This is a genomic window from Streptomyces sp. NPDC021562, from assembly GCF_040640875.1.
Classification (GTDB): domain Bacteria; phylum Actinomycetota; class Actinomycetes; order Streptomycetales; family Streptomycetaceae; genus Streptomyces.
In genome coordinates, this window is sequence record NZ_JBFACN010000018.1 from 25,764 (window position 1) to 51,934 (window position 26,171).

Annotated in this window: 20 protein-coding genes and 1 pseudogene; 9 read left to right on the forward strand and 12 right to left on the reverse strand. The window is 72.4% G+C overall.

Features of this window, described 5'->3' with window-relative positions:
* The first annotated feature begins 130 nt into the window (after nucleotides 1-130).
* Together AB0G52_RS26610 and AB0G52_RS26615 are read left to right on the forward strand one after the other, a co-directional pair.
* Complete coding sequence (locus tag AB0G52_RS26610; RefSeq protein WP_132887263.1) at nucleotides 131-2,509, forward strand: Tex family protein; 2,379 nt, start codon at nucleotides 131-133, stop codon at nucleotides 2,507-2,509.
* Between the two features lie 105 nt (nucleotides 2,510-2,614).
* Nucleotides 2,615-2,707 (forward strand): annotated as a pseudogene (locus tag AB0G52_RS26615) (DUF664 domain-containing protein); the annotation flags it as partial.
* 10 nt (nucleotides 2,708-2,717) lie between these two features.
* Here AB0G52_RS26615 and AB0G52_RS26620 read toward each other — a convergent pair.
* On the reverse strand, nucleotides 2,718-4,358 hold the full coding sequence (locus tag AB0G52_RS26620; protein WP_361339286.1) for an ABC-F family ATP-binding cassette domain-containing protein: 1,641 nt from the start codon (nucleotides 4,356-4,358) through the stop codon (nucleotides 2,718-2,720).
* A gap of 55 nt (nucleotides 4,359-4,413) precedes the next feature.
* A complete protein-coding gene (locus tag AB0G52_RS26625) occupies nucleotides 4,414-5,436 on the reverse strand; it encodes an oxidoreductase (RefSeq protein ID WP_132887261.1) in 1,023 nt (340 codons plus the stop codon).
* Nucleotides 5,437-5,501: 65 nt separating this feature from the next.
* On the opposite strand from AB0G52_RS26625, the gene AB0G52_RS26630 reads away from it, so the two are divergent.
* Nucleotides 5,502-6,449, forward strand: a complete 948-nt coding sequence (locus AB0G52_RS26630; RefSeq protein WP_361339290.1) for an FAD-dependent oxidoreductase — start codon at nucleotides 5,502-5,504, stop codon at nucleotides 6,447-6,449.
* 202 nt (nucleotides 6,450-6,651) lie between these two features.
* Here AB0G52_RS26630 and AB0G52_RS26635 read toward each other — a convergent pair whose 3' ends face one another.
* Nucleotides 6,652-8,604: a Xaa-Pro dipeptidyl-peptidase gene (locus AB0G52_RS26635; RefSeq protein WP_361339293.1), complete on the reverse strand. Its 1,953-nt coding sequence runs from the start codon at nucleotides 8,602-8,604 to the stop codon at nucleotides 6,652-6,654.
* Between the two features lie 241 nt (nucleotides 8,605-8,845).
* Between AB0G52_RS26635 and AB0G52_RS26640 the strand changes: the two genes are divergently transcribed.
* Nucleotides 8,846-10,315 (forward strand): M1 family metallopeptidase, encoded by a 1,470-nt coding sequence (locus tag AB0G52_RS26640; protein ID WP_361339296.1) that lies wholly within the window; start codon nucleotides 8,846-8,848, stop codon nucleotides 10,313-10,315.
* A 74-nt stretch (nucleotides 10,316-10,389) separates the two neighbouring features.
* Here the strand turns inward: AB0G52_RS26640 and AB0G52_RS26645 are convergent, their stop codons facing one another.
* Together AB0G52_RS26645 and AB0G52_RS26650 are read right to left on the reverse strand one after the other, a co-directional pair.
* Complete coding sequence (locus tag AB0G52_RS26645; protein WP_361339299.1) at nucleotides 10,390-10,881, reverse strand: macro domain-containing protein; 492 nt, start codon at nucleotides 10,879-10,881, stop codon at nucleotides 10,390-10,392.
* Nucleotides 10,882-10,923: 42 nt separating this feature from the next.
* On the reverse strand, nucleotides 10,924-12,375 hold the full coding sequence (locus AB0G52_RS26650; RefSeq protein WP_361339302.1) for an amino acid permease: 1,452 nt from the start codon (nucleotides 12,373-12,375) through the stop codon (nucleotides 10,924-10,926).
* Between the two features lie 194 nt (nucleotides 12,376-12,569).
* Between AB0G52_RS26650 and AB0G52_RS26655 the strand changes: the two genes are divergently transcribed.
* Nucleotides 12,570-13,325 (forward strand): MerR family transcriptional regulator, encoded by a 756-nt coding sequence (locus AB0G52_RS26655; RefSeq protein WP_165939267.1) that lies wholly within the window; start codon nucleotides 12,570-12,572, stop codon nucleotides 13,323-13,325.
* On the opposite strand, the gene AB0G52_RS26660 is transcribed toward AB0G52_RS26655, so the two are convergent.
* The 4 genes from AB0G52_RS26660 to AB0G52_RS26675 are packed head-to-tail and all read right to left on the reverse strand — an operon-like array spanning nucleotide 13,309 to nucleotide 19,014.
* Entirely contained in the window at nucleotides 13,309-15,486 is a 2,178-nt protein-coding gene (locus tag AB0G52_RS26660; RefSeq protein WP_361339305.1) for a 3-hydroxyacyl-CoA dehydrogenase NAD-binding domain-containing protein, read from the reverse strand. The two genes, AB0G52_RS26655 and AB0G52_RS26660, sit on opposite strands and share 17 nt — an antisense overlap.
* A 42-nt stretch (nucleotides 15,487-15,528) precedes the next feature.
* A complete protein-coding gene (locus tag AB0G52_RS26665) occupies nucleotides 15,529-16,743 on the reverse strand; it encodes an acetyl-CoA C-acetyltransferase (protein ID WP_361339308.1) in 1,215 nt (404 codons plus the stop codon).
* Between the two features lie 43 nt (nucleotides 16,744-16,786).
* Entirely contained in the window at nucleotides 16,787-17,800 is a 1,014-nt protein-coding gene (locus AB0G52_RS26670; RefSeq protein ID WP_361339310.1) for an LLM class F420-dependent oxidoreductase, read from the reverse strand.
* Nucleotides 17,800-19,014 carry a CaiB/BaiF CoA-transferase family protein gene (locus AB0G52_RS26675; protein ID WP_361339313.1) on the reverse strand — a complete coding sequence of 405 codons (1,215 nt, stop codon included), beginning with the start codon at nucleotides 19,012-19,014 and terminating at the stop codon, nucleotides 17,800-17,802. The genes AB0G52_RS26670 and AB0G52_RS26675 overlap by 1 nt, the downstream gene beginning before the upstream one ends.
* 189 nt (nucleotides 19,015-19,203) lie before the next feature.
* Here AB0G52_RS26675 and AB0G52_RS26680 point away from each other — a divergent pair, with 189 nt between their 5' ends.
* Nucleotides 19,204-20,382 (forward strand): saccharopine dehydrogenase NADP-binding domain-containing protein, encoded by a 1,179-nt coding sequence (locus AB0G52_RS26680; protein ID WP_361339315.1) that lies wholly within the window; start codon nucleotides 19,204-19,206, stop codon nucleotides 20,380-20,382.
* A 31-nt stretch (nucleotides 20,383-20,413) separates the two neighbouring features.
* Here AB0G52_RS26680 and AB0G52_RS26685 read toward each other — a convergent pair whose 3' ends face one another.
* From AB0G52_RS26685 to AB0G52_RS26695, 3 genes are all read right to left on the reverse strand, one after another.
* Entirely contained in the window at nucleotides 20,414-20,554 is a 141-nt protein-coding gene (locus tag AB0G52_RS26685) for a hypothetical protein (protein ID WP_165939265.1), read from the reverse strand.
* A 56-nt stretch (nucleotides 20,555-20,610) separates the two neighbouring features.
* Nucleotides 20,611-21,303: an endonuclease V gene (locus AB0G52_RS26690; protein ID WP_132887251.1), complete on the reverse strand. Its 693-nt coding sequence runs from the start codon at nucleotides 21,301-21,303 to the stop codon at nucleotides 20,611-20,613.
* Between the two features lie 146 nt (nucleotides 21,304-21,449).
* Nucleotides 21,450-22,544 carry an oxidoreductase gene (locus AB0G52_RS26695; protein ID WP_361339319.1) on the reverse strand — a complete coding sequence of 365 codons (1,095 nt, stop codon included), beginning with the start codon at nucleotides 22,542-22,544 and terminating at the stop codon, nucleotides 21,450-21,452.
* A gap of 210 nt (nucleotides 22,545-22,754) precedes the next feature.
* Between AB0G52_RS26695 and AB0G52_RS26700 the strand changes: the two genes are divergently transcribed.
* The 3 genes from AB0G52_RS26700 (at nucleotide 22,755) to ddaH (ending at nucleotide 25,968) form a co-directional block, all read left to right on the forward strand.
* A complete protein-coding gene (locus tag AB0G52_RS26700) occupies nucleotides 22,755-23,171 on the forward strand; it encodes an SsgA family sporulation/cell division regulator (protein ID WP_132887250.1) in 417 nt (138 codons plus the stop codon).
* Between the two features lie 283 nt (nucleotides 23,172-23,454).
* Nucleotides 23,455-25,092 carry an ABC-F family ATP-binding cassette domain-containing protein gene (locus tag AB0G52_RS26705; RefSeq protein WP_132887249.1) on the forward strand — a complete coding sequence of 546 codons (1,638 nt, stop codon included), beginning with the start codon at nucleotides 23,455-23,457 and terminating at the stop codon, nucleotides 25,090-25,092.
* Nucleotides 25,093-25,191: 99 nt separating this feature from the next.
* Nucleotides 25,192-25,968, forward strand: a complete 777-nt coding sequence (ddaH, locus tag AB0G52_RS26710; protein WP_132887248.1) for a dimethylargininase — start codon at nucleotides 25,192-25,194, stop codon at nucleotides 25,966-25,968.
* Nucleotides 25,969-26,171 lie beyond the last annotated feature (203 nt).

Here is a 26,171-nt window from a genome sequence, read left to right on the forward strand (position 1 = left end):
CGGGTGGCCGGTCGTGGCGGGTGGGGACACGTCGGACGGGAACACGGCGGAATGGCGCCCTGAGGCCCGGTTGTCGGTGTCACCTGCCACAATTGCGGCGCAACCTCAGTGGAGAAGGCGGTACGGGATCGTGACGACACCCGGGTCCCTGGTTCCAGGGTCCATCGAAGGCAGGATCGCCGAGGAGCTCGGCGTACGGGAGCGGCAGGTCAAGGCTGCCGTGGAGCTGCTCGACGGCGGTTCGACGGTGCCCTTCATCGCCCGCTACCGCAAGGAAGCGACCGAGATGCTCGACGACGCGCAGCTGCGCACGATCGAGGAGCGGCTGCGCTACCTGCGGGAGCTGGAGGAGCGGCGCACCGCGATCCTGGAGTCGGTGCGGGAGCAGGGCAAGCTCACCGCCGAGCTGGAGGCGCAGATCCGGGGCGCCGAGACCAAGGCGCGGCTGGAGGACATCTACCTGCCGTACAAGCCGAAGCGGCGGACCAAGGCGCAGATCGCGCGGGAGGCCGGTCTCGAACCGCTGGCCGAGGGGCTGCTCGGCGACCCGACCGTGGAACCGCTCGCCGCGGCCGCCACGTTCGTCGACGCCGACAAGGGCGTGGCCGATCCCCAGGCCGCCCTGGAGGGGGCCCGCGCGATCCTCGCCGAGCGGTTCTCGGAGGACGCCGACCTGATCGGTGAGCTGCGCGAACGCATGTGGGTGCGGGGCCGGCTCACCGCGAAGGTGCGGGACGGCAAGGAGGAGGCGGGCGCGAAGTTCGCCGACTACTTCGACTTCTCGGAGCCCTTCACCGAGCTGCCCTCGCACCGGATCCTCGCGATGCTGCGCGGCGAGAAGGAGGACGTCCTCGACCTCGTCCTGGAGCCGGAGGAGCCGGCCGAGGGACCGTCCTCGTTCGAGGGGATCATCGCCCACAGGTTCGGGGTCGCCGACCGGGGGCGGCCCGCCGACAAGTGGCTGTCGGACACGGTCCGCTGGGCCTGGCGGACCCGGATCCTCGTCCACCTCGGCATCGACCTGCGGCTGCGGCTGCGGACGGCCGCGGAGGACGAGGCGGTCGACGTGTTCGCGGCGAACCTGCGCGACCTGCTGCTGGCCGCCCCGGCGGGCACCCGCGCGACGCTGGGTCTGGACCCCGGTTTCCGCACGGGCGTGAAGGTCGCCGTGGTCGACGCCACCGGCAAGGTGGTCGCCACGGACGTCATCTACCCGCACGTGCCGGCCAACAAGTGGGACGAGGCGATCGCCAAGCTGGCCCGCCTCGCCCGGGAGCACGCGGTCGAGCTGATCGCGATCGGCAACGGCACGGCGTCCCGTGAGACCGACAAGCTCGCCGGTGAGCTCATCACCCGGCACCCGGAGCTGAAGCTCACCAAGGTGATGGTGTCGGAGGCGGGCGCGTCCGTGTACTCGGCGTCCGCGTTCGCCTCGCAGGAACTGCCCGACATGGACGTGTCGCTGCGCGGCGCGGTCTCCATCGCGCGCCGTCTTCAGGACCCGCTCGCCGAGCTGGTGAAGATCGACCCCAAGTCGATCGGCGTCGGCCAGTACCAGCACGACCTGTCCGAGGTGAAGCTGTCGCGCTCGCTGGACGCGGTGGTCGAGGACTGTGTGAACGGCGTCGGGGTGGACGTCAACACCGCCTCCGCGCCGCTGCTCGCGCGGGTCTCCGGCATCACCTCCGGGCTCGCCGAGAACATCGTGAACCACCGGGACGCCAACGGCCCGTTCACGTCCCGCGCGCAGCTGAAGAACGTGGCCCGGCTCGGCCCGAAGGCCTACGAGCAGTGCGCGGGCTTCCTGCGCATCCGCGGCGGCGACGACCCGCTGGACGCGTCGAGCGTGCACCCGGAGGCGTACCCCGTCGTACGGCGCATGGTGAAGACCTCCGGCCAGGAGGTGGCCTCGCTCATCGGCAACACGGGCGTGCTGCGCTCGCTGCGGCCGACGGACTTCGTGGACGAGACGTTCGGTCTGCCGACCGTCACCGACATCCTCAAGGAGCTGGAGAAGCCGGGGCGCGACCCGCGTCCGGCCTTCAAGACGGCCACCTTCAAGGAAGGCGTCGAGAAGATCTCCGACCTGGCCTCCGGGATGATCCTGGAAGGGGTCGTCACGAACGTGGCCGCGTTCGGCGCGTTCGTCGACGTCGGTGTGCACCAGGACGGTCTGGTGCACGTCTCGGCGATGTCCAAGACGTTCGTCAAGGACCCGCGGGACGTGGTGAAGCCGGGTGACATCGTCAAGGTGAAGGTGCTCGACGTGGACATCCCGCGCAAGCGGATCTCGCTGACGCTGCGTCTTGAGGACGAGGCGGCGCCGGCCTCCGCCGGTGAGCGCCGGCAGCAGCGCGGCGGCGGCGCGCGTCCGCCGCAGCAGCGCCGGCAGCAGAGCCAGGGGGGCGGCTCCCGCCAGGGCGCGGCGTCCCCGGCCCCGGCGAACAGCGCCATGGCCGACGCGTTGCGCCGCGCGGGGCTGCTGAACCCGAAGAACGGCAAGCGGTGACGACTCCGCCGGGAGCCGCACGGATGTGAGACGACGGGGAGCCGTAGCGCCACCCAGGCCGACCACGTGGCTCCCCCTGCCCGTCGAGCCGCCGGAGGAGATCACCTGCACCGCGTCCTCACGCGCCTGGTCGCCGAGACCCAGCGGCACGTCGGGCACGCCGACATCGTTCGCGAGCTCGTCGACGGGGCGGCGGGGCGTCCGGGGCTCAGCGTTCCGTGACCTTGCCCGTGGTGACCTCCAGGTGGCGGGTCACCCGTACCGCGTCCAGCATGCGGCGGTCATGGGTGACCAGGAGGAGGGTGCCCTCGTAGGTGTCGAGGGCGGACTCCAGTTGCTCGATCGCGGGCAGGTCCAGGTGGTTCGTGGGTTCGTCCAGGACGAGGAGGTTGACGCCGCGGCCCTGGAGCAGCGCCAGGGCGGCGCGGGTGCGTTCGCCCGGGGAGAGCGTGCCCGCCTGACGCAGCACATGGTCCTGTTTGAGGCCGAACTTGGCCAGCAGGGTGCGCACTTCGACCGGCTCGGTCTCCGGGACCGCGGCGCAGAAGGCGTCCAGCAGGGACTCGGTCCCGTGGAAGAGCCTGCGGGCCTGGTCGACCTCGCCGACCAGCACTCCGGAGCCGAGGGCCGCGTGCCCGGCGTCCAGCTCCACCCGGCCCAGCAGCGCGGCCAGCAGCGTCGACTTGCCCGCGCCGTTGGCGCCGGTGACCGCGACCCGGTCCGCCCAGTCGATCTGGAGGGAGACCGGACCGAGGGTGAAGTCGCCGCGCCGCACCTCGGCGTCCCGCAGGGTCGCCACGACGGCGCCCGAGCGCGGAGCCGCCGCGATCTCCATGCGCAGCTCCCACTCCTTGCGCGGTTCCTCGACGACGTCCAGGCGTTCGATCATGCGCTGGGTCTGGCGGGCCTTGGCGGCCTGCTTCTCGCTGGCCTCGCTGCGGAACTTGCGGCCGATCTTGTCGTTGTCGTTGGACGCCTTGCGCCGGGCGTTCTTGACGCCCTTGTCCATCCAGGAGCGCTGCATCTGGGCCCGGTCCTGGAGGGCGGCCCTCTTGTCGGCGTACTCCTCGTAGTCCTCGCGGGCGTGTCGCCGGGCCACGTCGCGTTCTTCCAGGTAGGCCTCGTAGCCGCCGCCGTAGAGGCGGATCTGCTGCTGGGCGAGGTCGAGTTCGAGGACCTTGGTGACGGTTCGGGTGAGGAACTCGCGGTCGTGGCTGACGACGACCGTGCCCGCGCGCAGACCGGTCACGAAGCGTTCGAGCCGCTCCAGGCCGTCGAGGTCGAGGTCGTTGGTGGGCTCGTCGAGGAGGAAGACGTCGTACCGGGACAGGAGCAGGGAGGCGAGGCCCGCGCGGGCCGCCTGGCCGCCGGACAGGGCGGTCATGTGCTGGTCCAGGTCCACGGCCAGACCCAGCGCGTCGGCGACCTCCTCGGCCCGCTCCTCCAGGTCGGCGCCGCCGAGTCCGAGCCAGCGCTCCAGGCTGACGGCGTAGGCGTCGTCGGCGCCCGGTGCGCCGTCCACCAGGGCCTGGGTCGCCTCGTCCATCAGGCGCTGTGCCTCGGCGACGCCGGTGCGTCGGGCGAGGAACGCGCGGACGGTCTCCCCCGGCCGCCGCTCCGGCTCCTGGGGCAGATGGCCGACGGTCGCGGTCGGCGGGGACAGCCGCAGCTCGCCCTGCTCGGGGGCGCTGAGCCCGGCGAGCAGCCGGAGCAGGGTGGACTTGCCCGCGCCGTTGGCACCGACCAGACCGATCACGTCCCCGGGCGCGACGACGAGGTCGAGCCCGGAGAAGAGCGAGCGGTCGCCGTGCCCGGCGGCGAGGTTCTTGGCGACGAGGGTGGCAGTCATCAGAAGGCCGATCCTAATGGTCCGCGCGGGACGCTCCCCGTCCCGTCCCGCCCGGTCAGCGGGGCGTCGCCGCCACCAGGACGCCTCCGGTGGTCCGGGCCACGAGGTAGGACGTGCCTCGCCCCGGGATCCCGTCGAGGGGGACGCGGTGGCTGCCGGGTTCCAGGACGCCGTCGAGGAGTTCGTGGGCGCGGGGGCGGGAGAACCGGTCCAGCCGGTACGCGGTGAGCCGTACCCGGCAGGGCGCGGTGACCTCGACGACGGCGGTGCCGGCGGCGGCGACCAGGCGGGCGAGCCGGCGCTGCGGGAGCGGGCTGCGGTCGAGAGCGTGCTCGATCTGGGCGACGAGGAGCGGGATGATCGGGGCGAGCCCGTCGACGTACGCGACGGCCAGCCCCGCCCGGTCGAACGCCTCGCGGACGGCGGCTCGTTCGGCCTCCCCGGCCGTGGGGCCGAAGGCCACGGCGCCGTAGCAGCGGAGTTCCTCGGCGGGGACGCCGTCGGCGTCGCGGGTGATGTCGGCGCCGACGCCGATGGTGCGCAGGGCGGCGGCCAGCCTGGCGAGGAGGGCGACCCGGGCGCCGATCAGCAGGACGCGGCGGGCGGCCGGCGGGCCGGGGGCCGCCAGGAGGGCGCCGAGTGCCTCGCGGTAGCCGGGGCCGTGGAAGCGGAACGGGCCGATGCCGTGGTAGCCGTTGCGCTCCAGGTCGGCGCGGGGGCCGGTCTGCCAGGCGAAGTCGCGCCAGACGTAGTCGTCGCCGTCCCGTTCGATGAGCGCGGTGACCGCGCCGCAGGCCAGGTCCTCGCACTCGGGGCAGCCGTAGATGACGTACCGGTCGTCGGGCAGCGGCGGTTCGGCCTCCAGTAAGAGGCAGCGGACCTGGGCGGTGAAGATCGCGGGCGGGACGTCGGAGGCGAGCGGGGAGACGGCGTCCAGGTCGGAGAGCTGGAACAGCAGCGGGCGGCCGTCGACGACGAAGTCCACGAAGTCCCGGTGGAGCTGGTAGCCGCCGTCGGCGCGGACACCGCCGGCGCGCGTCGCCGGGGCCAGGCCGAAGGTCGCGTATGCGGCAGACATGCTGTGAGTATCCCCAGAGCGGGACGTTCTGAGCGCAGCATGACATGTTCGGCTAACGTCGCCGTGTGGCGTACGAGCTGAGCGGCGAAGTGATCGTGGTCGGTGCCGGGGTGGTCGGGCTGACCACGGCGGTGGTGCTGGCGGAGGGCGGCCGGCGGGTGCGGGTGTGGGCACGGGAGACCGGTGGTCGTACGACCTCGGCGGTCGCCGGTGCGTTGTGGTGGCCGTACCGCATCGAACCGGAGGCACTGGTCGGGGAATGGGCGCTGGCCTCCCTCGTGGTGTACGAGGAGTTGGCGGCCCGGCCCGAGGAGACCGGCGTACGCCTGGTCGAGGGTGTACACGGCGGGCTGCGGCTGGACGAGGTGGGTCCCTGGGCGGCGCGGGTGCCGGGGCTCACCGCCACGGACGAAGGTGTCGCGGCGCGCCTGCCGTTGATCGACATGCCGGTCCACCTGGCGTGGTTGCGGGCGCGGTTGGAGCGGGCGGGCGGGACGGTCGAGGAGCGGGAGGTGCGCGGGCTGCACGAGGTGCCTGCGCCGGTGGTGGTGAACTGCACCGGGCTGGGCGCTCGTTCGCTGGTGCCGGATCCCGCTGTGCGTCCGGTGCGCGGGCAGCTGGTCGTGGTGGAGAACCCGGGGATCACGACCTGGTACACGTCCGTCGACGAGGTCGAAGGGGGTGCGTCCGCCTACTTCTTCCCGCAGCCGGGCGGTTTGCTGCTCGGAGGCACGGCGGAGGAGGACGGCTGGTCCCTGGAGCCGGATCCGGCCGTCGCGGCCGGGATCGTGGCGCGGTGCGCGGCGGTACGGCCGGAGATCGCCGGGGCACGGGTCCTGGCGCACCGGGTGGGGCTGCGGCCGTACCGGGGAGCGGTCCGGCTGGCGCGTGAACCCCGGCCGGGCGACGGGCTGCTGGTCCACAACTACGGGCACGGTGGGGCCGGGGTCACGGTGGCCTGGGGATGCGCCCGGGAGGCGGCCGGCCTGGTGGACACCGGACCGGCCGCCTAGGCCCTGTCGTCAAATTCCCGTCGTCGCCCGGAGGGCGGCCCTGCGGCGTCAGGTGCGTGCTCTCGGCGTGCCGGGCCCTGACCCTCGTACTGGATGTACTCGGGTCTGGGCCCGGTGCGGCGAGAGTGCGTGCATGGCGTCGTGGGGCAGGCGGGAATTTGACGACAGGGCCTAGGGGTGGGTTCTTCCGAGGCCCGGGGGCTCAGCTCGCCGGGACGCGGTGGGTGGTGCGCGGGGCGCGCACGCCGTCCAGGGGGCCCCTGGTGGGGGCGGTCCAGCGGGCGGTGGTGGCGCCGGCGAACGCGGCCGGGCCGCCGACCAGCGGGACCCCGGCCGCCGTACGGGACAGGTCCAGGGTGAGCGTCGGGGTGGTGGACGGCGGATCGATGAGGTCCTTGTCCGTGCCCGCGACGATCAGCGCCAGCCGGTGTCCCTTCGGTACGACGTGGTCGGTGGCCGCCAGATCGACGGTGATCGTGTACGCCCTGCCCGGGGTGAGCGGGACGCCCCGGCCGGGGTCGGCGTAGGTGCCGAGGTCGGCCCAGCCGCGGCTGAAGACGGTGTAGTCGACGGCCTTGGTCTTCGCCGCGGTCCTCAGGAAGCAGGCGCTGTCGCCGGCCGTGCTCTCGCCCCAGCAGGTGCGGTCGGTGAGGGTGGTGATGCCCTCGGCCTCGTCGGAGTAGTCCCGGATGGTGTCCGGGCCGAGGTCGACCAGGACGGCGGTCAGGTGGGCGGTCGAGGTGGTCGGGGTGGCGGTGACCGTGACCGTGGCGGAGCCGGACAGCCGCAGGTCGTGCGTGAGCGGCGCGGTGAGGAAGCCGGCCTTGTCCGGGGTCGGGGTGGCGATCCGGGCCGCCCAGTCGGTCTCGCTCTGCCGCGGGTCGTCGGTGAAGGTCTCGGTGCCGGTGCCCACGCGCAGGCCGAGGGTGCCGACGCCCGCCTGGGTGCCGGCGGCGGGACGTAGGGTGGTGGTCCGCGTACCCCGCGGCGGCCACACGGTGGAGGTCACCCACTGGTCGGGGTGGCGTTCGATGTCGGCCATCGGCTCGTGGTCGATCCCGTTGGCGTAGCCGAGGAGTTCGTGGTCGAACCAGCGGTGCAGGGTGTCGACCCAGGCGCCGCGCCGGTAGTCGAAGGGGTCGACGTGGCCGGTCTGGGAGAGCCAGATCTTGCGCCGGACGCCGTTCTTCGCGAGGGCGTCCCACCACTGGCCGAAGTGCTTGGTGCGGACGTTGAGGTCCTGCATGCCGTGCACGAGGAACACGCTGGCCTTCACCTTGGCCGCGTCCTTGACGTAGTCCCGCTCGGTCCACAGGCCGGTCCAGTCGCCGCTGCGCGGGGCGCCGTCGACCAGTTTCCGCTGGACGGCGGCGCACGAGGCGTGGGCGGAGTCGCTCTCCACCGCGTCGGCGAGCCAGTCGGGTCCCGAGTCGTACAGCGGGGCGCCCTGGGCGAAGTAGTAGTCGTACCAGGACGAGATGGCGCTGATCGGGACGATCGTCTTCAGGCCTTTCACGCCGGTCGCGGCGACACCGTTGGCGATGGTGCCGTCCCAGCTCTTGCCGATCATGCCGGTGCGGCCGTTGGTCCAGGTCGCCTTGACGGTGGTGGTGCCGGTGCGGCTGCGGTACGCCGTGGCACGGCCGTTCAGCCAGTCGATGACGGCCTTGGCGGACTGGATGTCCGAGCGGCCGCCGACGTCGACACAGCCGTCCGAGCGGTTGGTGCCGGCCAGGTCGACGCCGACGACGGCGTAGCCGCGGGGCACGAAGTAGTTGTCGTAGAACAGCGGCATCTGGACGACGTTCCCTTGGGCGTCGTACGTCTTGAGCTGGCTCTCGTTGCCCCGGCCGCAGCACGAGTAGTAGGGGCTGGCGTCCATGATGACCGGCACCTTGCGGCCCTGGGCGGCGGGTTCGGCGGGGCGGACGATGTCGGCGGCGACGCGGTCGGTCTTCCCGTCGCCGTCGGAGTCGAGTCCGGTGTCCACCCAGACCGCCTCGCGGATGGCGTGGGCGTACGAGTAGACGGGCCGGCTCTCCCGGGGGTGACCGGCGGCCTGCGCCGTGGCCGGGGTGAGGAAGGCGGCGACCAGGGCCGCGACGGCCGCCACGGCGAACGGTCTCCAGATCGTGAAGCGCGTACGAATCGGCATGCGGCGGACGCTACCTTGGTCAACTCCCGTGCAGAAGGGGGCGCCTGAGGGGCCGTTGGATCGGATGACGGCCGAATGGCGATCGTGTGACAGCAGGTGCCATGGACAGGCCAGGGGGCACAGGGACTGAATAGGCTCCGAACAGGCTCGTGCTCCATCCACCAGATGCATGCTCCACCGACGTGGCGTCCCGGCCCGCTGTGCCGGGGACGCCCCGGCCCCCTACCGACCTGGAGTTCACTTGCACCGCAGAATCCTCGTGCCGGGCGTCCTCGCGGCGGCCTCCCTGCTGCTGGCGATCCCGGCATCGGCGGCGAGTTACGGCCCTGGCGCGCCGGGCATCGGCGACCCCTACTACCCGTACTACGGCAACGGCGGCTACGACGTCTCCCACTACGACCTGCGCCTGCAGTATCAGCCGGCCACCGACGAACTGGCCGGAACGGCCACGATCCTGGCGCGGACCACGCAGGACCTGTCCAGCTTCGACCTGGACTTCCTGCTGGACGTGAGCGAGGTACGGGTCAACGGGACGCAGGCCGCCTTCACCACCTCCGGTCAGCACGAGCTGGTGATCACGCCGAAGTCGCCGCTCGCGAAGGGCACGCCGATCACCGTCGTCGTCCGCTACAGCGGGGTGCCGTCGACCAAGAGCGCGTACGGCTTCAACACGTGGCACCGCACCCCGGACGGCGCGGTCGCGGCGGACGAGCCCGAGGCGGCCTGGTGGTGGTACCCGAGCAACGACCATCCCCTGGACAAGGCGACCTACGACGTGTCGGTGGCCGTCCCCGAGGGCACCCAGGCGATCTCCAACGGCACGCTCCAGTCGACGAGCACGCAGCGCGGCTGGACCCGCTTCAACTGGCGGCAGAACAAACCGCAGGCGACCTACCTGACCACGCTGGCGGTCGGGAAGTTCGACATCACCACCGGCACCTCCGAGGGCGGGGTGCCGGTCGTCAACGCCTACAGCAAGGACCTCGGGGACAACGACGGGGCGGCGCGGGCGAGCGTGGAGCGCACCGGGGAGCTGGTGGACTGGCTCTCCGGCTATTTCGGGCCGTATCCGTTCGCCTCGGCCGGCGGGTACGTGCCGAACACCACCACCGGGTACGCGCTGGAGACGCAGACCCGGGTGTACTACAGCCCGAAGCAGTTCGCGAACGGCGCCAACACGTCGGTGGTCGTGCACGAGCTGGCCCACCAGTGGTACGGGGACGACGTCTCCCTCAAGGGCTGGAAGGACATCTGGCTCAACGAGGGGTTCGCGCGGTACGCGCAGTGGCTGTGGTCGGAGCACGAGGGCGAGGGGACGACGCAGGAGCTCGCCGACTACGTGTACGCGTCGCATCCGGCCGACGACGCGTTCTGGACGGTGAAGCCCGGGGATCCCGGGCCCGACGACCAGTTCGACATCGCCGTGTACGACCGGGGGGCGCTGGCCGTGCAGGCGCTGCGGAACGCGGTCGGTGACGACGCGTTCTTCGCGATCCTGAAGGGGTGGCCGAAGGAGCACGCGTACGGGAACGCCTCGGTCGGGGACTTCGAGGAGTACGCCGAGAAGGTGTCGGGTAAGTCGCTGTCCGGGTTGTTCGATGCGTGGCTGTTCCAGCCGACGAAGCCCGCGGCATCCGCGTTCAGGGCGGCGGTGGCTCCGGTACAGCCGAAGTCGTGGAAGCGGATCGAGGCCACGAACGACGTGCACTGAGCGTCTGCCGGGTTCGGTGGGAGGGGGACTGCGAGTCCGTTGCGGCTGGTCGCGCAGTTCCTCCCCCAGCGCCCCTAGAGGGGCGTTTCGTCGCCGTGGTCGTACACGGTGACCGCTATGCCCCGCCCCACCAGACGCTCCGCTATCAGCGGCTCGACGCGGGACCACTTGCCGCCCGCCAGGCCGCAGCCGATGCGGGGCATGTGGACCGACGCGCCGAGTTCGAGGGTCCGGTCGGCCAGGGTGGCCAGCGCCGTGTCGATCGCCTCGTAGCGGACCGGGACGCCCTTGCTGCCCGTTCTGGTGCCACGCTGGCCGATCATGTTGGCCACCCATGTGTAGCGGTCGACACGCACCAGCTGGACCGCGCCCAGCGCGAAGTCGTTGTGCGCGCGGTCGCGGTGCCAGGCCCGGTAGGCCTTCTCCGGCTCCGGCCAGCGGCGCGAGACCGCCAGCACGAAGCCCTTTCCCCAGCCCCCCAGGTCGTTGCAGACATGGGCGATCACCTTGACGCCCTTGCCCGACGGCGCGGTGGCATCCCCCCGGATGTACGTGATCCCCGACATGACGCCACCCTAGGCGATGCCACTGACAGCGGCGCCGACCCGCTACTTCTGGCTGGATCGCTGGGCGACCCGGCCGCGCACGCCGAACCAGCCCGCCACCAGGAGGACGGCGATCACCGGGACGAGCAGGAGGGTCTTGCGGCCGACCTCCGGGTCGTTCCACATCATGCCGAGGCAGAGCAGCAGGAAGGCGATCGTGGCCAGCTCGGTGCCCGGGCTGAAGCGGAGGCGGAACGAGGGGCGCTCGACCAGGCCCGCCTTCGCCCGGCGGACGAAGACCAGGTGGCAGAGCATGATGATCACCCAGGTGCTGATGATGCCGAGGGAGGCCACGTTCAGCACGATCTCGAAGGCCTGGCTGGGCATCAGGTAGTTCAGCACGACGCCGAGCACGCAGACCGCGCACGTCAGCAGGATGCCGCCGTAGGGGACCTGGCTGCGGTTCATGCGGGCCGTGAACTTCGGGGCCGAGCCCGCCGTCGCCATCGAACGCAGGATGCGGCCCGTGGAGTACAGGCCCGAGTTGAGGGAGGACATGGCGGCGGTGAGGACCACCAGGTTCATCACGTCGCCCGCGCCGGAGACGCCGATCTTGGAGAGGACCGTGACGAAGGGGCTCTCGTCGGCCGAGTAGACCGAGCCGGGGAGCAGCAGGGCCAGGAGGACGACCGAACCGACGTAGAAGAGTCCGACGCGCCACATGATCGAGTTCACCGCGCGCGGGACGACCTTCTCCGGCTCGGCGGTCTCGCCGGCCGCGACGCCGACGAGTTCCAGGGCCGCGTACGCGAAGATCACGCCCTGCATGACCAGGACGACCGGCATCAGGCCGTGCGGGAAGATCCCACCGTGGTCGGTGATGACACTCAGGCCCGGGCTCGTGCCGTCGACCTTGTGCTGGGTGGCCAGCAGGAAGATGCCGACCAGCATGAAGCCGACCAGGGTGGCGACCTTGATGATCGCGAACCAGAACTCCATCTCGCCGAAGATCTTCACGGAGATCAGGTTCACCCCGAGCACCACGGCCAGGGCGATCAGCGCGAGCGTCCACTGCGGGATGCTCGTGAACATGCTCCAGTAGTGCGTGTAGAGCGCGATCGCGGTGATGTCGGCGATACCGGTCGTCGACCAGTTGAGGAAGTACATCCAGCCGGCGACGTAGGCGCCCTTCTCACCGAGGAACTCGCGCGCGTACGACACGAAGGATCCGGAGGAGGGGCGGTACAGGACCAGCTCGCCGAGGGCCCGGACCACGAAGAAGGCGAAGATGCCGCAGACCAGGTAGGCGAGGGCGAGTGCCGGGCCGGCGTTGTGCAGGCGTCCGCCGGCGCCCAGGAAGAGGCCGGTGCCGATCGCACCGCCGATGGCGATCATGTTGACGTGGCGGTGCTTGAGGTCCTTGCTGTAGCCGGCGTCGCCCGCGTCCGCGGGCGTCCGTGCCGCGTCGGTCCGGGTGGCGACGGCCTGTGCCGTGTCGACGGCGTCCTTGCTCACAGGTGGTTCCACTCTCTGGTGCGCCCGAGCGGATCGCGCTCGGCTGTCCGGACGTACTCGGTCGGCGCGCTCGGTGGGGGCACAGACCAAGGCGCAACCTTCCCCCGCGCACCGGGGCACACGCGATGACATGGATCACAAAGCGGGACTTCTCACGGTGTCGCAGTGCCGGTGTGACAGCGATACTGCTGCACATGACGACCGACACCGACGGCGAGTCCGGAGAGCCCGCGCTCACGATCGACGAGCTGGCCGCGCGGGCCGGTACCACGGTCCGCACGGTCCGCTTCTACGGCACCAGGGGGCTGCTACCGCCGCCGGTGATCGGTCCCCGCCGGGTGGGGCACTACGGACGCGAGCACCTGGCCAGGCTGGCGCTGATCGAGGAGTTGCAGCACCAGGGCATGACGCTGGCGGCGATCGAGCGCTATCTGCGGCAGCTGCCGCCGGGCCTGAGCGATCACGATCTGGCCATCCACCGGGCCGCGGTCGCCTCCTGGGCCCCGGACGCCGAGGAGACGGTGACCGCCGAGGAACTGCGGCGCCGGGCCGGGCGCCCGCTGGACGGGCCGGACGTCGAGCGGCTCGTCGCCATGGACGTCGTACGGCCCGACGGCGACGCCTACCGCGTCGACCCCGGTCTGTTCCGGCTGGCCGTGCGGCTTCTCGACGTACCGCTGTCCGAGCAGGCGATCCTGGCCGCGCGCACGGTCCTGATCGAGCACTCCCGGGCGGCGGCCCACGAGCTGTCCCAGCTGTTGCGGGCGGAGGTCGCCGAGCGGGCCGAGGAGGACGTGAAGTCTCTCTCCGCGCACATGCGGCCGCTGGTGGTGCAGGCACTGCTGACCACGTTCCAGCGCTCGCTCAGGGCGGAGGTGCAGCAGTGGCTCGCCGCCCCTCAGGAGGGCGGCGAGCCCGCTGCGGACCCGGACGTCAGCGGGCGTCGGTGAAGGTCTCCCCCTTCTCCGCCTTGGCGAGGAGCAGCGCGGGCGGTGTGAAGCGCTCGCCGTAGGTCTCGGCGAGTTCGCGGGCGCGGGCCACGAAGCCCGCCAGGCCGCCCTCGTAGCCGTTGACGTACTGGAGGACGCCGCCGGTCCAGCCGGGGAAGCCGATGCCGAGGATGGAGCCGATGTTGGCGTCGGCGACCGAGGTGAGGACGCCCTCCTCCAGCAGGCGGACGGTGTCCAGCGCCTCGGCGAAGAGCATCCGCTCCTGCATGTCCCGGAACGGGATCTCGTGGCCGGGCCTGGTGAAGTGCTCGCGCAGACCGGGCCAGAGCCCGGCCCGGCTGCCGTCCTCGGCGTAGTCGTAGAAGCCGGCGCCGCCGCTGCGGCCGGGCCTGCCGAACTCGTCGACCATGCGGTCCACGACCGCCTCCGCCGGGTGCGCCTGCCAGGTGCCGCCCGCCTCCTCGACGGCCCGCTTCGACTCGCGGCGGATCTTCTGGGGCAGGGTGAGGGTCAGCTCGTCCATCAGGGAGAGCACCTTGGCCGGGTAGCCGGCCTGGGCCGCCGCCTGCTCGACCGACGCGGGCTCGATGCCCTCGCCGACCATGGCGACGCCCTCGTTGATGAAGTGGCCGATCACCCGGGAGGTGAAGAAGCCGCGTGAGTCGTTGACGACGATCGGCGTCTTGTTGATCTGCCGGACCAGGTCGAAGGCGCGGGCGAGCGCCTCGTCGCCGGTGCGCTCGCCCTTGATGATCTCGACGAGCGGCATCTTGTCGACGGGCGAGAAGAAGTGCAGCCCGATGAAGTCGGCCTGGCGCTCGACGCCTTCGGCGAGGGCGGTGATGGGCAGCGTGGAGGTGTTGGAGCAGAGCAGCGCGTCGGGGGCGACGACGGACTCGATCTCCTGGAACACCTTGTGCTTGAGGGCGGTGTCCTCGAAGACGGCCTCGATCACGGCGTCGCAGCCGGCGAGGTCCTGCGGGTCCGCGGTGGGCGTGATCCGGGCGAGCAGCGCGTCCGCCTTCTCCTGGCTGGTACGGCCCTTGGCGACGGCCTTGGCGCACAGCTTCTCGGAGTAGCCCTTGCCCTTCTGCGCGGCGGCGAGCGAGACGTCCTTGAGGACGACGTCGATGCCCGCGCGGGCGCACGAGTAGGCGATCCCGGCGCCCATCATGCCCGCGCCGAGCACGGCCACCCTGGTGACCTTGCGGGGCTCGACGCCCTGCGGGCGGTTGGCGCCGGAGTTGACGGCCTGGAGGTCGAAGAAGAACGCCTGGATCATGTTCTTCGAGATCTGTCCGGCGGCCAGCTCCACGAAGTAGCGGGCCTCGATGACCTGGGCGGTCTCGAAGTCGACCTGGCTGCCCTCGACGGCGGCGGCGAGGATGCGGCGCGGCGCCGGGTAGGGGGCGTTGTTGGTCTGCTTGCGCAGGGTCGCCGGGAACGCGGGCAGGTTGGCGGCGAACTTGGGGTCGGCGGGCGTGCCGCCGGGGATCCGGTAGCCCGGCCGGTCCCAGGGCTGCTGTGACTCGGGGTGGGCGTCGATGAAGGCACGCGCCTTGGCCAGCAGTTCCTCCGGGGTGGCGGCCACCTCGTGGACGAGGCCGTTCTGCAGCGCGCGCGTGGCGTTGTACTGGGTGCCCTGGAGGAGGACCTTCAGCAGGGCGTCGGCGATGCCGAGCAGGCGTACCGTGCGGACGACTCCGCCGCCGCCCGGGAGCAGGCCGAGGGTGACCTCGGGGCAGCCGATCCTGGTGCCGGGGGTGTCGAGGGCGACGCGGTGGTGGCAGGCGAGGGCGAGTTCGAAACCGCCGCCGAGGGCCGCGCCGTTGATGGCGGCGACGACCGGCTTGCCGAGGGTCTCGATCCGGCGCAGGTTGCGCTTGACGGCGAGGCCGCCGTCGAAGAGGTCCTGGGCGGTCTCGGGGGTGACCCGGATGAGGTCGCGCAGGTCGCCGCCGGCGAAGAAGGTCTTCTTGGCGGAGGTGAGGACGATCCCCCTGATCGAGTCCTGCTCGGCCTCCAGCCGGTCGGCGACGGCGGCGAGGGACTCGACGAAGGCCGCGTTCATGGTGTTGGCGGACTGATTCGGGTCGTCGAGGACGAGGGTGACGACGCCGGTGTCGTCCTGTTCCCAGCGGATGGTGGTGCTCTCGGTCATGGTTCGTGTCTCCGTGAGGTCTGTTGGTTCCGCCGGGAGTTGTCAGACGCGCTCGACGATGGTGGCGATGCCCATGCCGCCGCCCACGCACAGCGTGGCGAGGCCGTAGCGCTTGTCCTGGCGCTCCAGCTCGTCGACGAGCGAGCCGAGGATGATCGCGCCGGTGGCGCCCAGCGGGTGGCCGAGCGCGATGGCCCCGCCGTTGACGTTGACCTTGTCCAGGGACAGACCCATGTCCTTCACGAAGCGCAGCACGACCGCCGCGAACGCCTCGTTGATCTCGACCAGGTCGATGTCGTCGATGGTCAGGCCGGCCTTGGCGAGGGCCTTGCGGGTGGCCGGGGCGGGGCCGGTGAGCATGATGGTCGGCTCCGAGCCGGAGACGGCCGCCGAGACGATCCGCGCGCGCGGGGTGAGGCCGTAGCGCTCGCCGATCTCCTTCGAGCCGATGGCGACCAGGGAGGCGCCGTCGACGATGCCGGAGGAGTTGCCCGCGTGGTGGACGTGGTCGATCTTCTCGACCCAGTGGTACTTCTGCAGGGCGACCGCGTCGAAGCCGCCGAGTTCGCCGATGTCGGCGAAGGAGGGCTTCAGCTTGGCGAGGGAGTCGGCGGTGGTGCCGGGCCGCAGGTGTTCGTCGTGGTCGAGGACGGTGAGGCCGGCGCGGTCCTTGACCGGGACCACGGAGCGGTCGAAGCGGCCCTCCTTCCAGGCGGTGGCCGCGCGCTCCTGGGAGAGCGCCGCGTACTCGTCGACGTCCCGCCGTGAGAAGCCCTCGATGGTGGCGATCAGGTCGGCGCCGATGCCCTGCGGGACGAAGTTGACGTCCAGGTTGGTCATCGGGTCGTTGAACCAGGCGCCGCCGTCCGAGGCCATCGGCACCCGCGACATCGACTCGACGCCGCCGGCGAGGACGAGGTCCTCGAAGCCGGAGCGGACCTTGGCGGCCGCCATGTTGACCGCCTCGAGGCCGGAGGCACAGAAGCGGTTCTCCTGGACGCCCGCCACGGTGTCGGGCAGTCCGGCGGCGATGGCGGCGATCCGTGCGATGTCGGAGCCCTGGTCGCCGACCGGGCCGACGACACCGAGCACGATGTCGTCGATGGCGGCGGGGTCGAGGCCCGGGAAGCGGTTCCGGAGCTCGTGGATGAGTCCGACGACCAGGTCGATGGGCTTCGTGCCGTGCAGGGCGCCGTTCGCCTTGCCGCGGCCGCGCGGGGTGCGGATCGCGTCGTACACATACGCTTCGGTGCTCACTGACAAGCCTTTCAACGAGGGTTCGCGCAGGGCGACGGTGGGGTCAGAGCCAGTTCCTGACGGTCTCGACCAGGCGGGCCGGGTCCGGGCCGACGGGGGTGACGTCCAGCATGGTCACGCCGGCCTCGCGGAAGGCCTCGACGCGCTCGCGGACGTAGCCTGCCGGGCCGCACAGGGATATGAGTTCGCAGAACTCGTCCGGTACGGCCGCCGCGGCGTCCCGGTGCCGGCCGTCGAGGTACAGCTCCTGGATGAGCCGGGCCTCCTTCTCGTAGCCGTAGGCGACGGCGAGGTCGTTGTAGAAGTTCCTGCCGGGCGCGCCCATGCCGCCGACGTAGAGGGCGATCCGGGGGCGGGCGAGGTCGCGGGCGGCGGCCGCGTCCGCGCCGATGGCCAGCAGTCCGCCGGCGACGATCTTCAGTTCGCCGAGGGCCGGGTCGCGCCGGGCGGCGCCCTGGGCGAGCGGGGTCCCCCAGACGTCCCGGGCCTTCTCCGGGATGAACAGGGTGGGCAGCCAGCCGTCGGCGATCTCGGCGGTCATCCGGACGTTGGCGGGGCCGAGGGAGGCGACGTAGAGCGGGACCTCGGGGCGGACCGGCTTGGTGAGGATCTTCAGCGGCTTGCCGAGGCCGCCCGGGCGCGGCATGTCGGTGATGCCGTGGTGGTCGATGGTTTCGCGGCGCAGGATCCGCCGGGTCAGCTCGATGGTCTCGCGGGTGCGGCCGAGCGGCTTGTCGTAGGGCTTGCCGTGCCAGCCCTCGACCACCTGGGGGCCCGAGGCGCCGAGGCCGATGATCGCCCGGCCGCCGGAGACGGCGTCGAGGCCGGCCGCCGTCTGGGCGATGAGGGCGGGGGTCCGCGAGTAGACGTTCAGGATCGCGGAGCCGATCTTCATCCGTTCGGTGCGGGCGGCCAGGTAGCCCATGACGGTGGGCGAGTCGAAGCCGTACGCCTCCGCGACCCAGACCGCGTCGAGGCCCGCCGACTCCAACGCGGCCGCCTGATCCGCGGCTCGCCGCGGGTCCCCCGCGTAGTCGAGAAAGGTCGAGAGCTCCATCAGACGGTGTCCTTGTCGTGAGCGTCGCGGGAGCCGCCGACGTCGCGGGGGTTCTCGTCGTGAGGGTGGCCGGTGGGGTCGGGGGCAGGGAGGAGGGGTGGTACTGCCCAGTCGTGGGCCACCTCGGTGGTGTGGGCGCCCGGTTGCGCGGGGGCGGTGCGTACGCTCGTGGGGGTCGCGGAGAAGCGGGGGGCGGGGGCCGGCTGGGTGATGCCGCCGTGGTCGGTGAAGGTGGCGCGGGCGGCCAGATGGGGGTGGCGCGGGGCCTCCCCCAGGGACAGCACGGGGGCCACGCAGGCGTCGGACCCCTCGAAGACCGCCGTCCACTCGTCCCGCGTGCGCGCCTTGAAGCGGGCGGCGACCCGCTCGCGCAGCTCGTCCCACCGGGTCCAGTCCTTGCGGGCGTCGGCCAGGTCCTCCAGGCCGCCGAGCAGGCCGAGGAACTCGGCGTAGAACTGCGGCTCCAGGGCGCCGACCGCCATGTACCGGCCGTCGGCGGTCTCGTAGGTGCCGTAGTAGGGGCAGCCGCCGTCCAGCAGGTTGGCGGCGCGCCGGTCCTGCCAGCCGCCCGCGGCCAGCATTCCGTGGATCATCGCGGACAGGTGCGCGGTGCCGTCCACGATGGCGGCGTCCACCACCTGGCCGGTGCCGGTCGCGCGCGCGTGGTGGAGCGCCGCCAGGACGCCGACGACCAGGTAGAGGGCGCCGCCCGCGTAGTCGCCGAGGAGGTTGGCGGGTACCGCCGGGGGTTCGTCGGGGCGGCCGATCATGCCTAGGGTGCCGGTGAGGGCGATGTACGCGATGTCGTGCCCGGCGCGGTGGGCCAGCGGCCCCTCCTGACCCCAGCCGGTCATCCGGCCGTAGACCAGTCGGGGGTTGCGGGCGTGGCAGTCCGCGGGACCGACACCGAGGCGCTCGGCGACGCCGGGGCGGTAGCCCTCGACGAGGATGTCGGCCCGGGCGGCGAGTCCGAGGACCCGGGCGGGGCCGTCCGGGGACTTCAGGTCGACGAGCACCGAGCGTTTGTTGCGGTTGGTGACGTCGTACGCCGGGTCGATCGCCAGCCCCGGGCCGCCGGGCCGGTCGACGCGGACCACGTCGGCGCCCAGGTCCGCGAGGAGCATCGCGGCGAACGGACCCGGTCCGATGCCGGCCAGCTCGACCACGCGCACGCCGGCGAGCGGGCCCTGTCCTGGCGTCCCTGCCGTGGTCATGGCGCCCCCGGTCCGATGGAGTCGTGTGACACAACTGATGTAACACCGATGATGCTAAGAACACGTTCCACTGGGCACAAGAGTGGACGAGCAAGCGCTTAGTCAAGATACCCGGTGGGGGTGCGTCCGCACCCTTCACGCTAGCCTCAGCCACCGACAACGGCGCGGGTTCGACCACCAAGAGGTGTCATGAGCAGGCTGAAATCGACGGACCGTCCCTACGACATCGTCCTCTTCGGGGCCACCGGGTTCGTCGGCGAGCTCACCGCCGAGTACCTGGCCGCGCACGCCCCCGAGGGCCTGCGCTGGGCGGTGGCGGCCCGCGACGAACGCAGGCTGCGGGCGCTGCGCGAACGGCTGCCGGATGGCGCGAAGGTGGGCCTGCTGCACGCCGACGTCACGGAACCGGCCTCGATCCGCGCCCTCGCCGAGCACGCGCGCGTGGTGGCCTCGACCGTCGGTCCGTACGGCCGGTACGGCGAGGAGCTGGTCGCGGCCTGCGCGGACACCGGGGCCGACTACCTGGACCTGTGCGGGGAGCCCGAGTTCGTCGACCTGATGTACGTCCGCCACGACGCACGCGCGCGGGAGACCGGCGCCCGTCTGGTGCACGCCTGCGGTTTCGACTCGGTGCCGCACGACCTGGGCGCCTACTTCACGGTGTGCCGGCTGCCGGAGGGCGTGCCTCTGACGGTGGACGGTTTCGTCACCGCCGAAGCGGCCTTCTCCGGCGGCACCTTCGCCTCCGCGCTGGAGCAGTTCGCGCGTCCCCGGCAGATGGCCGCCGCCGCGCGGGACCGGGCCCGGCACGAGCCCCGGCTGATGGGCCGGCGGGCGACCGCGCCGGCCGGTGCGCCGCGGTTCGCCCGGGAGATCGGGGCCTGGGCGCTGCCGCTGCCCACCATCGACGCCCAGATAGTGCGCCGTTCGGCGAGGGCCCTGGGCCGTTACGGCCCCGACTTCCGCTACCGGCACTACGCGGCCGTCAGGCACCTGCCGGTGGCGCTCGGCGGGGTGGCGGCCGTCGGCGCGGTCGCCGCGGCTGCCCAGGTGCCGCCGGCCCGGCGCTGGCTGTCGGACCGGCTCAAGCCCGGCGAGGGGCCGAGCGCCGAGAAGCGGGCGCGCAGCTGGTTCCGGTTGCGGTTCGTCGGCGAGGGCGGCGGCCGACGCGTCTTCACGGAGGTCTCGGGCGGCGATCCGGGCTACGGCGAGACGGCGAAGATGTTCGCCGAGGGGGCGCTCTGCCTCGCCTTCGACGAGCTGCCCGCCACGGCCGGGCAGGTCACCACGGCACAGGCCATGGGCGACGCGCTCATCGACCGGCTGCGGGCGGCCGGGATCGGCTTCCGGGTGGCCGCGACACTGTGAACCCCGGGTGTCCCGTGACTCCAGGGCTGCCCTACGCCTGCCACTGGAGCACGGTGTAGAGCATCCCGGCCGTCCAGGCGAGCCCCGCCACCACGGCGAGGACCAGCGCGGCCGTCATGGGGCGCTCGGCGGGGCGGGCGGTGTGGGCCATGGACTCACGGTGTGTCGTCATGCGGCCAGCCTGCCGTCGGCATGTAACAGCGGCATCCGTACTCGTACTCAGATTCGCTACTCGGACCGGGCGTCCCGCAGCGCCCCGCGGCACAGCGCGTCCGCGCGGCGGGTGGTCTCCGGCAGGCGGTAGCGCGGGCTGAGCGCGAGGGTGTGGGCGCAGGCGTTGTCCAGGCTCACCCGGTGGCCGACGGAGACGAAGACCGGCTTGACGGCGTCCCGGGTGCGCAGGGCGCGGCCGACCTCCTCGGCGCCCGCGAGCAGCGGCGTGTGGCTGCCGCGCGGGGCGCCCGGGTCGTCGTACCCGAAGGTGAACGGGTTCTTGGCGACGCCGATGGTGGGCAGGCCGGTGAGGACTCCGAGGTGGCTCGCGAGGCCGAAGCGGCGCGGGTGGGCGAGGCCGTAGCCGTCGCAGACGACCAGCCCGGGCGGGCAGGGCAGGGCGTCGAGAGCGGCCCGTACGGTGGGGATCTCGCGGAAGGCGAGCAGCCCCGGCACGTACGGGAAGGAGACCCGGCCGACGGCGGTCGCCTCCGCGACGGTCTCCAGGGTCGCCGCGTCCAGCACCACGGCGGCCGCCGCGACCAGGTCGCGTTCGTCGTCGTAGGCCACGTCCACGCCCGTCACGTGCCCGGTGCCGGGCGCCGGGCCCGGCTCGTCGAGGATCACCCGCCCCCGCAGTTCGTCCTGGACCGCCAGGGCGGCTTCCTCGGTCGCGGGCCAGCCCGCGGGTACGCGTACGGTCGTCATGGTGGCCCCGAGCGTACGGCCCGGCACGCGCGCGTGCGGTCACGGGGCCGCCCCGGCCCGGCGGGACACCCGGCTCTTCCGGGCGCCGGCCGCGCGGCACGACGACCGCCCCCCTTCGTGGCCTGCCGCCGCCGGTCACCCGGGGGTCAGCCCTCCAGGCGCGCCGCCCGGCCCTGTTCGCCGGCCGCCCAGCAGCCGAGGTCCGGGGTGCAGGCCACGGTGTCGTAGGAGCCGGTGTCGACGGTCCGCCAGGTGCGGCCGCCGTCGGTGGTCAGGTCGGTGCCGGTGGGGCCGACGGCGAGGGCGGCCGTGCGGCTGTGCGGGAGCCAGGTGACGCCGGAGCGGTAGGCGGGCGGCGGGGTGGCGGCGGGCCGCCAGCTTTGGCCGCCGTCCGGGGTGGCCGCGGCCGCCAGCGGGGAGGGCTGGTCCGCACGGTAGTCGCCGCCGACGGCGAGGCCGTGGGCGCGGTCGCGGAAGGCGAGGGCGAAGACGCCCCTGGCGGGGTCGCCCGCCGGGATCGGCGTGTCGGCCGCGGTCCAGGTCAGTCCGCGGTCGGCGGAGTGCAGCACGCGCGCGTGCGCGCCGCCGCCGGTGGCCAGCCAGGCGTCCTCGGGTCCGGAGGTGACCAGGCACTGCCCGCTCGCCGCGAAGCCCGCCTCGCCGTCCAGGGCGGCCGGCATGCCGGCGTTCGGCAGCACCCGCCAGGTGCGGCCGCCGTCGCCGGTGGACAGGATGCGGAACCTGCCGTCGACCGGGTCGCTCACGGCGAGGCCGTGGCGGTGGTCGAAGAAGGCCAGGCAGTCGTAGAAGGCCGCCGGGTCGGTGTTGCGGAACGACTCGGTCCAGGTCGTGCCGCCGTCCTCGGTGCGGTAGACGCGGGACGCCTCGCCCTCGCCGATGGCCAGGACCACCGCGTGCCGGGAGTCGAGCGCCTCCACGTCGCGGAACTGGAGGTCGCCGGCGCCCGGCGGCGAGACGTTCCGCCAGTGCGCGCCGCCGTCCGTGGTGCGCAGCACGGTGCCGCCGGTGCCCGCCAGCCAGGCGGTGTCCCGGTCGACGGCGGCCAGGCCGCGGAAGCGCACGTCCGGGGTGCCGGTGTCCTTCAGCGCCCAGTGCGGCGCGGGAGTCGCGGCCCGCGCGGAGCCGGCGGTCAGCGCCGCCAGGACCGCCGTGCACGCCACCCCCACGGCCGCCACCCGCCTCGTCCGTCGTACCCGTCCGGTCCGTCGCGTGCTCCCCATACGCCTCATGGCGCGCGAAGCTAGCCGACCGTCCCGGTGGCGTAAAGAGGGCCCGGTGGCCCCGCGGGGGGTAAGCCGGCGGTGTGAATAACCCCGGTGACAGAGGTCACTCGCACTTCATGTGCACGGATGGTCCGTGCCGGTCGTCTCTTCCAGTGCCAGGTCTCACCCGCCCGGATATTCGTTCAGCCGTCATGAGGGAGCAAGGCGTTGTCCATCGTCATCGAGCAGCCCGTAGAGGCCCGTCTTGTCGCCGCGGCGCCGCGCATGCCGAGCATTCCCGCCACGCTGCACTACGACCGTGAGGACCCGTTCGCCGTCCGCATGACCTTCCCGGCGCCGGCCACCCTGGAGGGCGTCGACGTCTGCTGGACGTTCTCCCGCGAGCTGCTCGCGGCCGGGCTGCACGCCCCGGAGGGCGACGGGGACGTGCGGGTGCGGCCGTACGGGTACGACCGGACGGTGCTGGAGTTCCACGCCCCCGAGGGCACCGCCGTGGTCCACGTGCGCACGAGCGAGATCACCCGGTTCCTGGAGGCCACCGGGGAGCTGGTGCCGGCCGGTCTCGAACACCTCCAGCTGGACCTGGACCACGACCTCGCCGAACTGATGCGGGACGCCTGCTGAACCACCACCGGGCCTGCGCCGCCTGGACCGCGTTAATTCCTTTGACGCCCCTTCCGGCGTCCCCCTAACCTGTTCCACGTCCTGTTGCCGTCGATTGGAGAAGGACGTTGCTCGTCTGAGGTCCTGAGACACCGCGTCACACCCGCGAGGTGTGTCTGTGGCGTTCGACCTCGGCGTACGAGCCGTCCTCCGGCGCGGGACCCTTCCCCGCCCCCCGGCTGCTGCCCCGCGGTGTCTCGACACGCGATTGCCCCCGACACCACAAGCAACCGCGAGGCGCCCCATGTCTGCTTCCGTCACCTGTACCGCCCTGTCCTTCTCCTGGCCCGACGGCTCCGCCGTCTTCGAGGGCCTGGACGTCGCCTTCGGACCCGGCCGCACCGGCCTGGTCGGCGTCAACGGATCAGGCAAATCAACCCTTCTGAAGCTCGTCGCCGGCGAGCTCACCCCGTCCGACGGCACCGTGAAGGTGGCCGGCGAGGTCGGCTGCCTCCCGCAGAACGTCACGCTGGACACCGCGCTGCGGGTCGACGAGGTGCTCGGCATCGCCGCCCGCCGGGCCGCGCTCGGCGCCATCGAGGCGGGTGACGCGTCCGAGGAGCACTTCGAGACCCTCGGCGACGACTGGGACGTCGAGGAGCGCGCCCTGGCCACCCTCGGCGAACTGGGGCTCGGTCACATCGGCCTGGACCGGACCGTCGGCGAGGTGTCCGGCGGCGAGTCGGTGCTGCTGCGGCTGGCCGCGCTGCTGCTGCGCCGTCCGGACGTGCTGCTGCTCGACGAGCCCACCAACAACCTCGACCTGTACGCGCGCAAGCGCCTGTACACGGCCGTCAGCTCCTGGCCCGGCGTGCTGATCGTGGTCAGTCACGACCGCGAACTCCTCGACCTGGTCGACCAGATCGCCGACCTGCACGCCGGGGAGGTCACCTGGTACGGCGGCAACTTCTCGGCGTACGAGGAGGCTCTCGCCGCCGAACAGGAGGCGGCCGAGCGCATGGTGCGGGTCGCGGAGGCCGACGTCCGCAAGCAGCGGCGGGAACTCTCCGACGCCCAGGTCAAACTGGCCCGCCGCAAGCGCTACGGGCAGAAGATGTACGAGCAGAAACGCGAGCCCAAGATCGTCATGGGGGCGCGCAAGCGGGCCGCGCAGGAGTCGGCCGGCAAACACCGCATCATGCACGAGGAGCGGCTCGCCGAGGCGAGGGAACGGCTCGACGAGGCGGTGGAGGCGGTACGGGACGACGACGAGATCCGCGTCGAACTGCCCCACACGGCCGTGCCGCCGGGCCGCAACGTGCTCACCCTGGAGAACCTGGAGCTGGCCCACGGTGCGCGGGTCGAGGGGATCCTGGATCTGCGCGGCCCCGAGCGGATCGCGCTGATCGGGCGCAACGGCGCGGGCAAGACGACGCTGCTGCGCACGATCGCCGGGGAACTGGCGCCGGTCGCGGGCGAGGCGCACACCCATGTGCCGCTGCGCTTCCTGCCCCAGCGCCTCGACATCCTCGACGACGGGGCGAGCGTCGTGGAGAACGTGGCCCGGTTCGCGCCGGGCGCCACCAACAACCGGATCCGGGCGCGCCTGGCGCGCTTCCTGTTCCGGGGCGCCCGCGCCGATCAGAAGGCGGCCACGCTCTCCGGCGGCGAACGCTTCCGGGCCGCCCTGGCCGCGCTGCTGCTGGCCGAACCCGCCCCGCAGCTGCTGATGCTGGACGAGCCGACGAACAACCTCGACATGGCCAGCGTCCGGCAGCTGACCACGGCCCTGGAGTCCTACCAGGGCGCCCTGGTCGTGGCCAGTCACGACGTGCCGTTCCTGGAGTCGATCGGGATCACCCGCTGGCTGCTGATGGCGGACGGCGGGCTGACGGCCACCACGCCGGAGGAGGTGGCACGTCTCGGCGAGGGCACAGCCTGACGGCAGGGGTTTTGTCGACACGGGCGCGCCCTGCATGATGGCGGTCCGGCACCCCCACGACGGGTGCCGGACCGCGCCCCCCGACCCCGGAGACCCGACGTGCCCAGCAAGAAGGCCCTCGTCCGCCGCCCCAGCCCGCATCTCGCCGAAGGCCTGGTGACGCACATCGAGCGGGAGAAGGTCGACGCCGGGCTCGCCCGGGAGCAGTGGGAGGCGTACGTGGAGACCCTGCGCGCGCACGGCTGGGAGACCATCGAGGTGGACCCGGAGGACGACTGCCCGGACTCGGTCTTCGTCGAGGACACCGTCGTCATGTTCCGGAACGTGGCCCTGATCACCCGGCCCGGCGCCGAGTCCCGGCGGGCCGAGACCGCGGGCGTCGAGGAGGCGGTGGCCCGCCTCGGCTGCTCGGTCAACTGGGTGTGGGAGCCGGGCACTCTGGACGGCGGTGACGTCCTCAAGGTCGGCGACACCGTCTACGTCGGCCGCGGCGGGCGGACCAACGCGGCCGGGGTGCAGCAGCTGCGGGCCGCCTTCGAACCGCTGGGTGCCCGGGTGGTGGCGGTACCGGTGAGCAAGGTGCTGCACCTGAAGTCGGCGGTGACCGCGCTCCCCGACGGGACGATTCTCGGGCACATCCCGAACGTGGACCGGCCGTCGCTGTTCCCGGGCTTCCTGGCGGTGCCCGAGGACGCGGGCGCCCACGTGGTGCTGCTCGGCGGCGGCAAGCTGCTGATGTCGGCGAGCGCCCCGAAGACCGCGGAGTTGCTGACCGATCTCGGCCACGACGTCGTCACGGTGGACATCTCCGAGTTCGAGAAGCTGGAAGGATGTGTGACGTGCCTCTCGGTCCGCCTGCGGGAGCTGTACGTCTGACGGGCGATCGATTCACCTCTCCGGCCCTGGGACCTGCGGATGCCGGGGCCGGTTGACATGTCCCGATTCGCCGCGCGCACAGCACCTGATCAGCGATCTTTACAGCGCACTTAACCTACGGCTTCGTAACCTACGGATTCGTAGCCTACGATCTCGTAGGTTCCCGGCCCCGCTCGCCGGTTCTTTCGCGTTCTTTCCCCCTT

What these genes read in the sequence shown, in the direction of transcription:
- AB0G52_RS26620 (WP_361339286.1), bottom strand. Translation starts at nt 4,358, where the DNA reads ATGACTGCCACCCTCGTCGCCAAGAACCTCGCCGCCGGGCACGGCGAC.
- AB0G52_RS26625 (WP_132887261.1), bottom strand. Translation starts at nt 5,436, where the DNA reads ATGTCTGCCGCATACGCGACCTTCGGCCTGGCCCCGGCGACGCGCGCC.
- AB0G52_RS26635 (WP_361339293.1), bottom strand. Translation starts at nt 8,604, where the DNA reads ATGCCGATTCGTACGCGCTTCACGATCTGGAGACCGTTCGCCGTGGCG.
- AB0G52_RS26645 (WP_361339299.1), bottom strand. Translation starts at nt 10,881, where the DNA reads ATGTCGGGGATCACGTACATCCGGGGGGATGCCACCGCGCCGTCGGGC.
- AB0G52_RS26655 (WP_165939267.1), top strand. Translation starts at nt 12,570, where the DNA reads ATGACGACCGACACCGACGGCGAGTCCGGAGAGCCCGCGCTCACGATC.
- AB0G52_RS26660 (WP_361339305.1), bottom strand. Translation starts at nt 15,486, where the DNA reads ATGACCGAGAGCACCACCATCCGCTGGGAACAGGACGACACCGGCGTC.
- AB0G52_RS26670 (WP_361339310.1), bottom strand. Translation starts at nt 17,800, where the DNA reads ATGGAGCTCTCGACCTTTCTCGACTACGCGGGGGACCCGCGGCGAGCC.
- AB0G52_RS26675 (WP_361339313.1), bottom strand. Translation starts at nt 19,014, where the DNA reads ATGACCACGGCAGGGACGCCAGGACAGGGCCCGCTCGCCGGCGTGCGC.
- AB0G52_RS26680 (WP_361339315.1), top strand. Translation starts at nt 19,204, where the DNA reads ATGAGCAGGCTGAAATCGACGGACCGTCCCTACGACATCGTCCTCTTC.
- AB0G52_RS26685 (WP_165939265.1), bottom strand. Translation starts at nt 20,554, where the DNA reads ATGACGACACACCGTGAGTCCATGGCCCACACCGCCCGCCCCGCCGAG.
- AB0G52_RS26690 (WP_132887251.1), bottom strand. Translation starts at nt 21,303, where the DNA reads ATGACGACCGTACGCGTACCCGCGGGCTGGCCCGCGACCGAGGAAGCC.
- AB0G52_RS26695 (WP_361339319.1), bottom strand. Translation starts at nt 22,544, where the DNA reads ATGGGGAGCACGCGACGGACCGGACGGGTACGACGGACGAGGCGGGTG.
- AB0G52_RS26705 (WP_132887249.1), top strand. Translation starts at nt 23,455, where the DNA reads ATGTCTGCTTCCGTCACCTGTACCGCCCTGTCCTTCTCCTGGCCCGAC.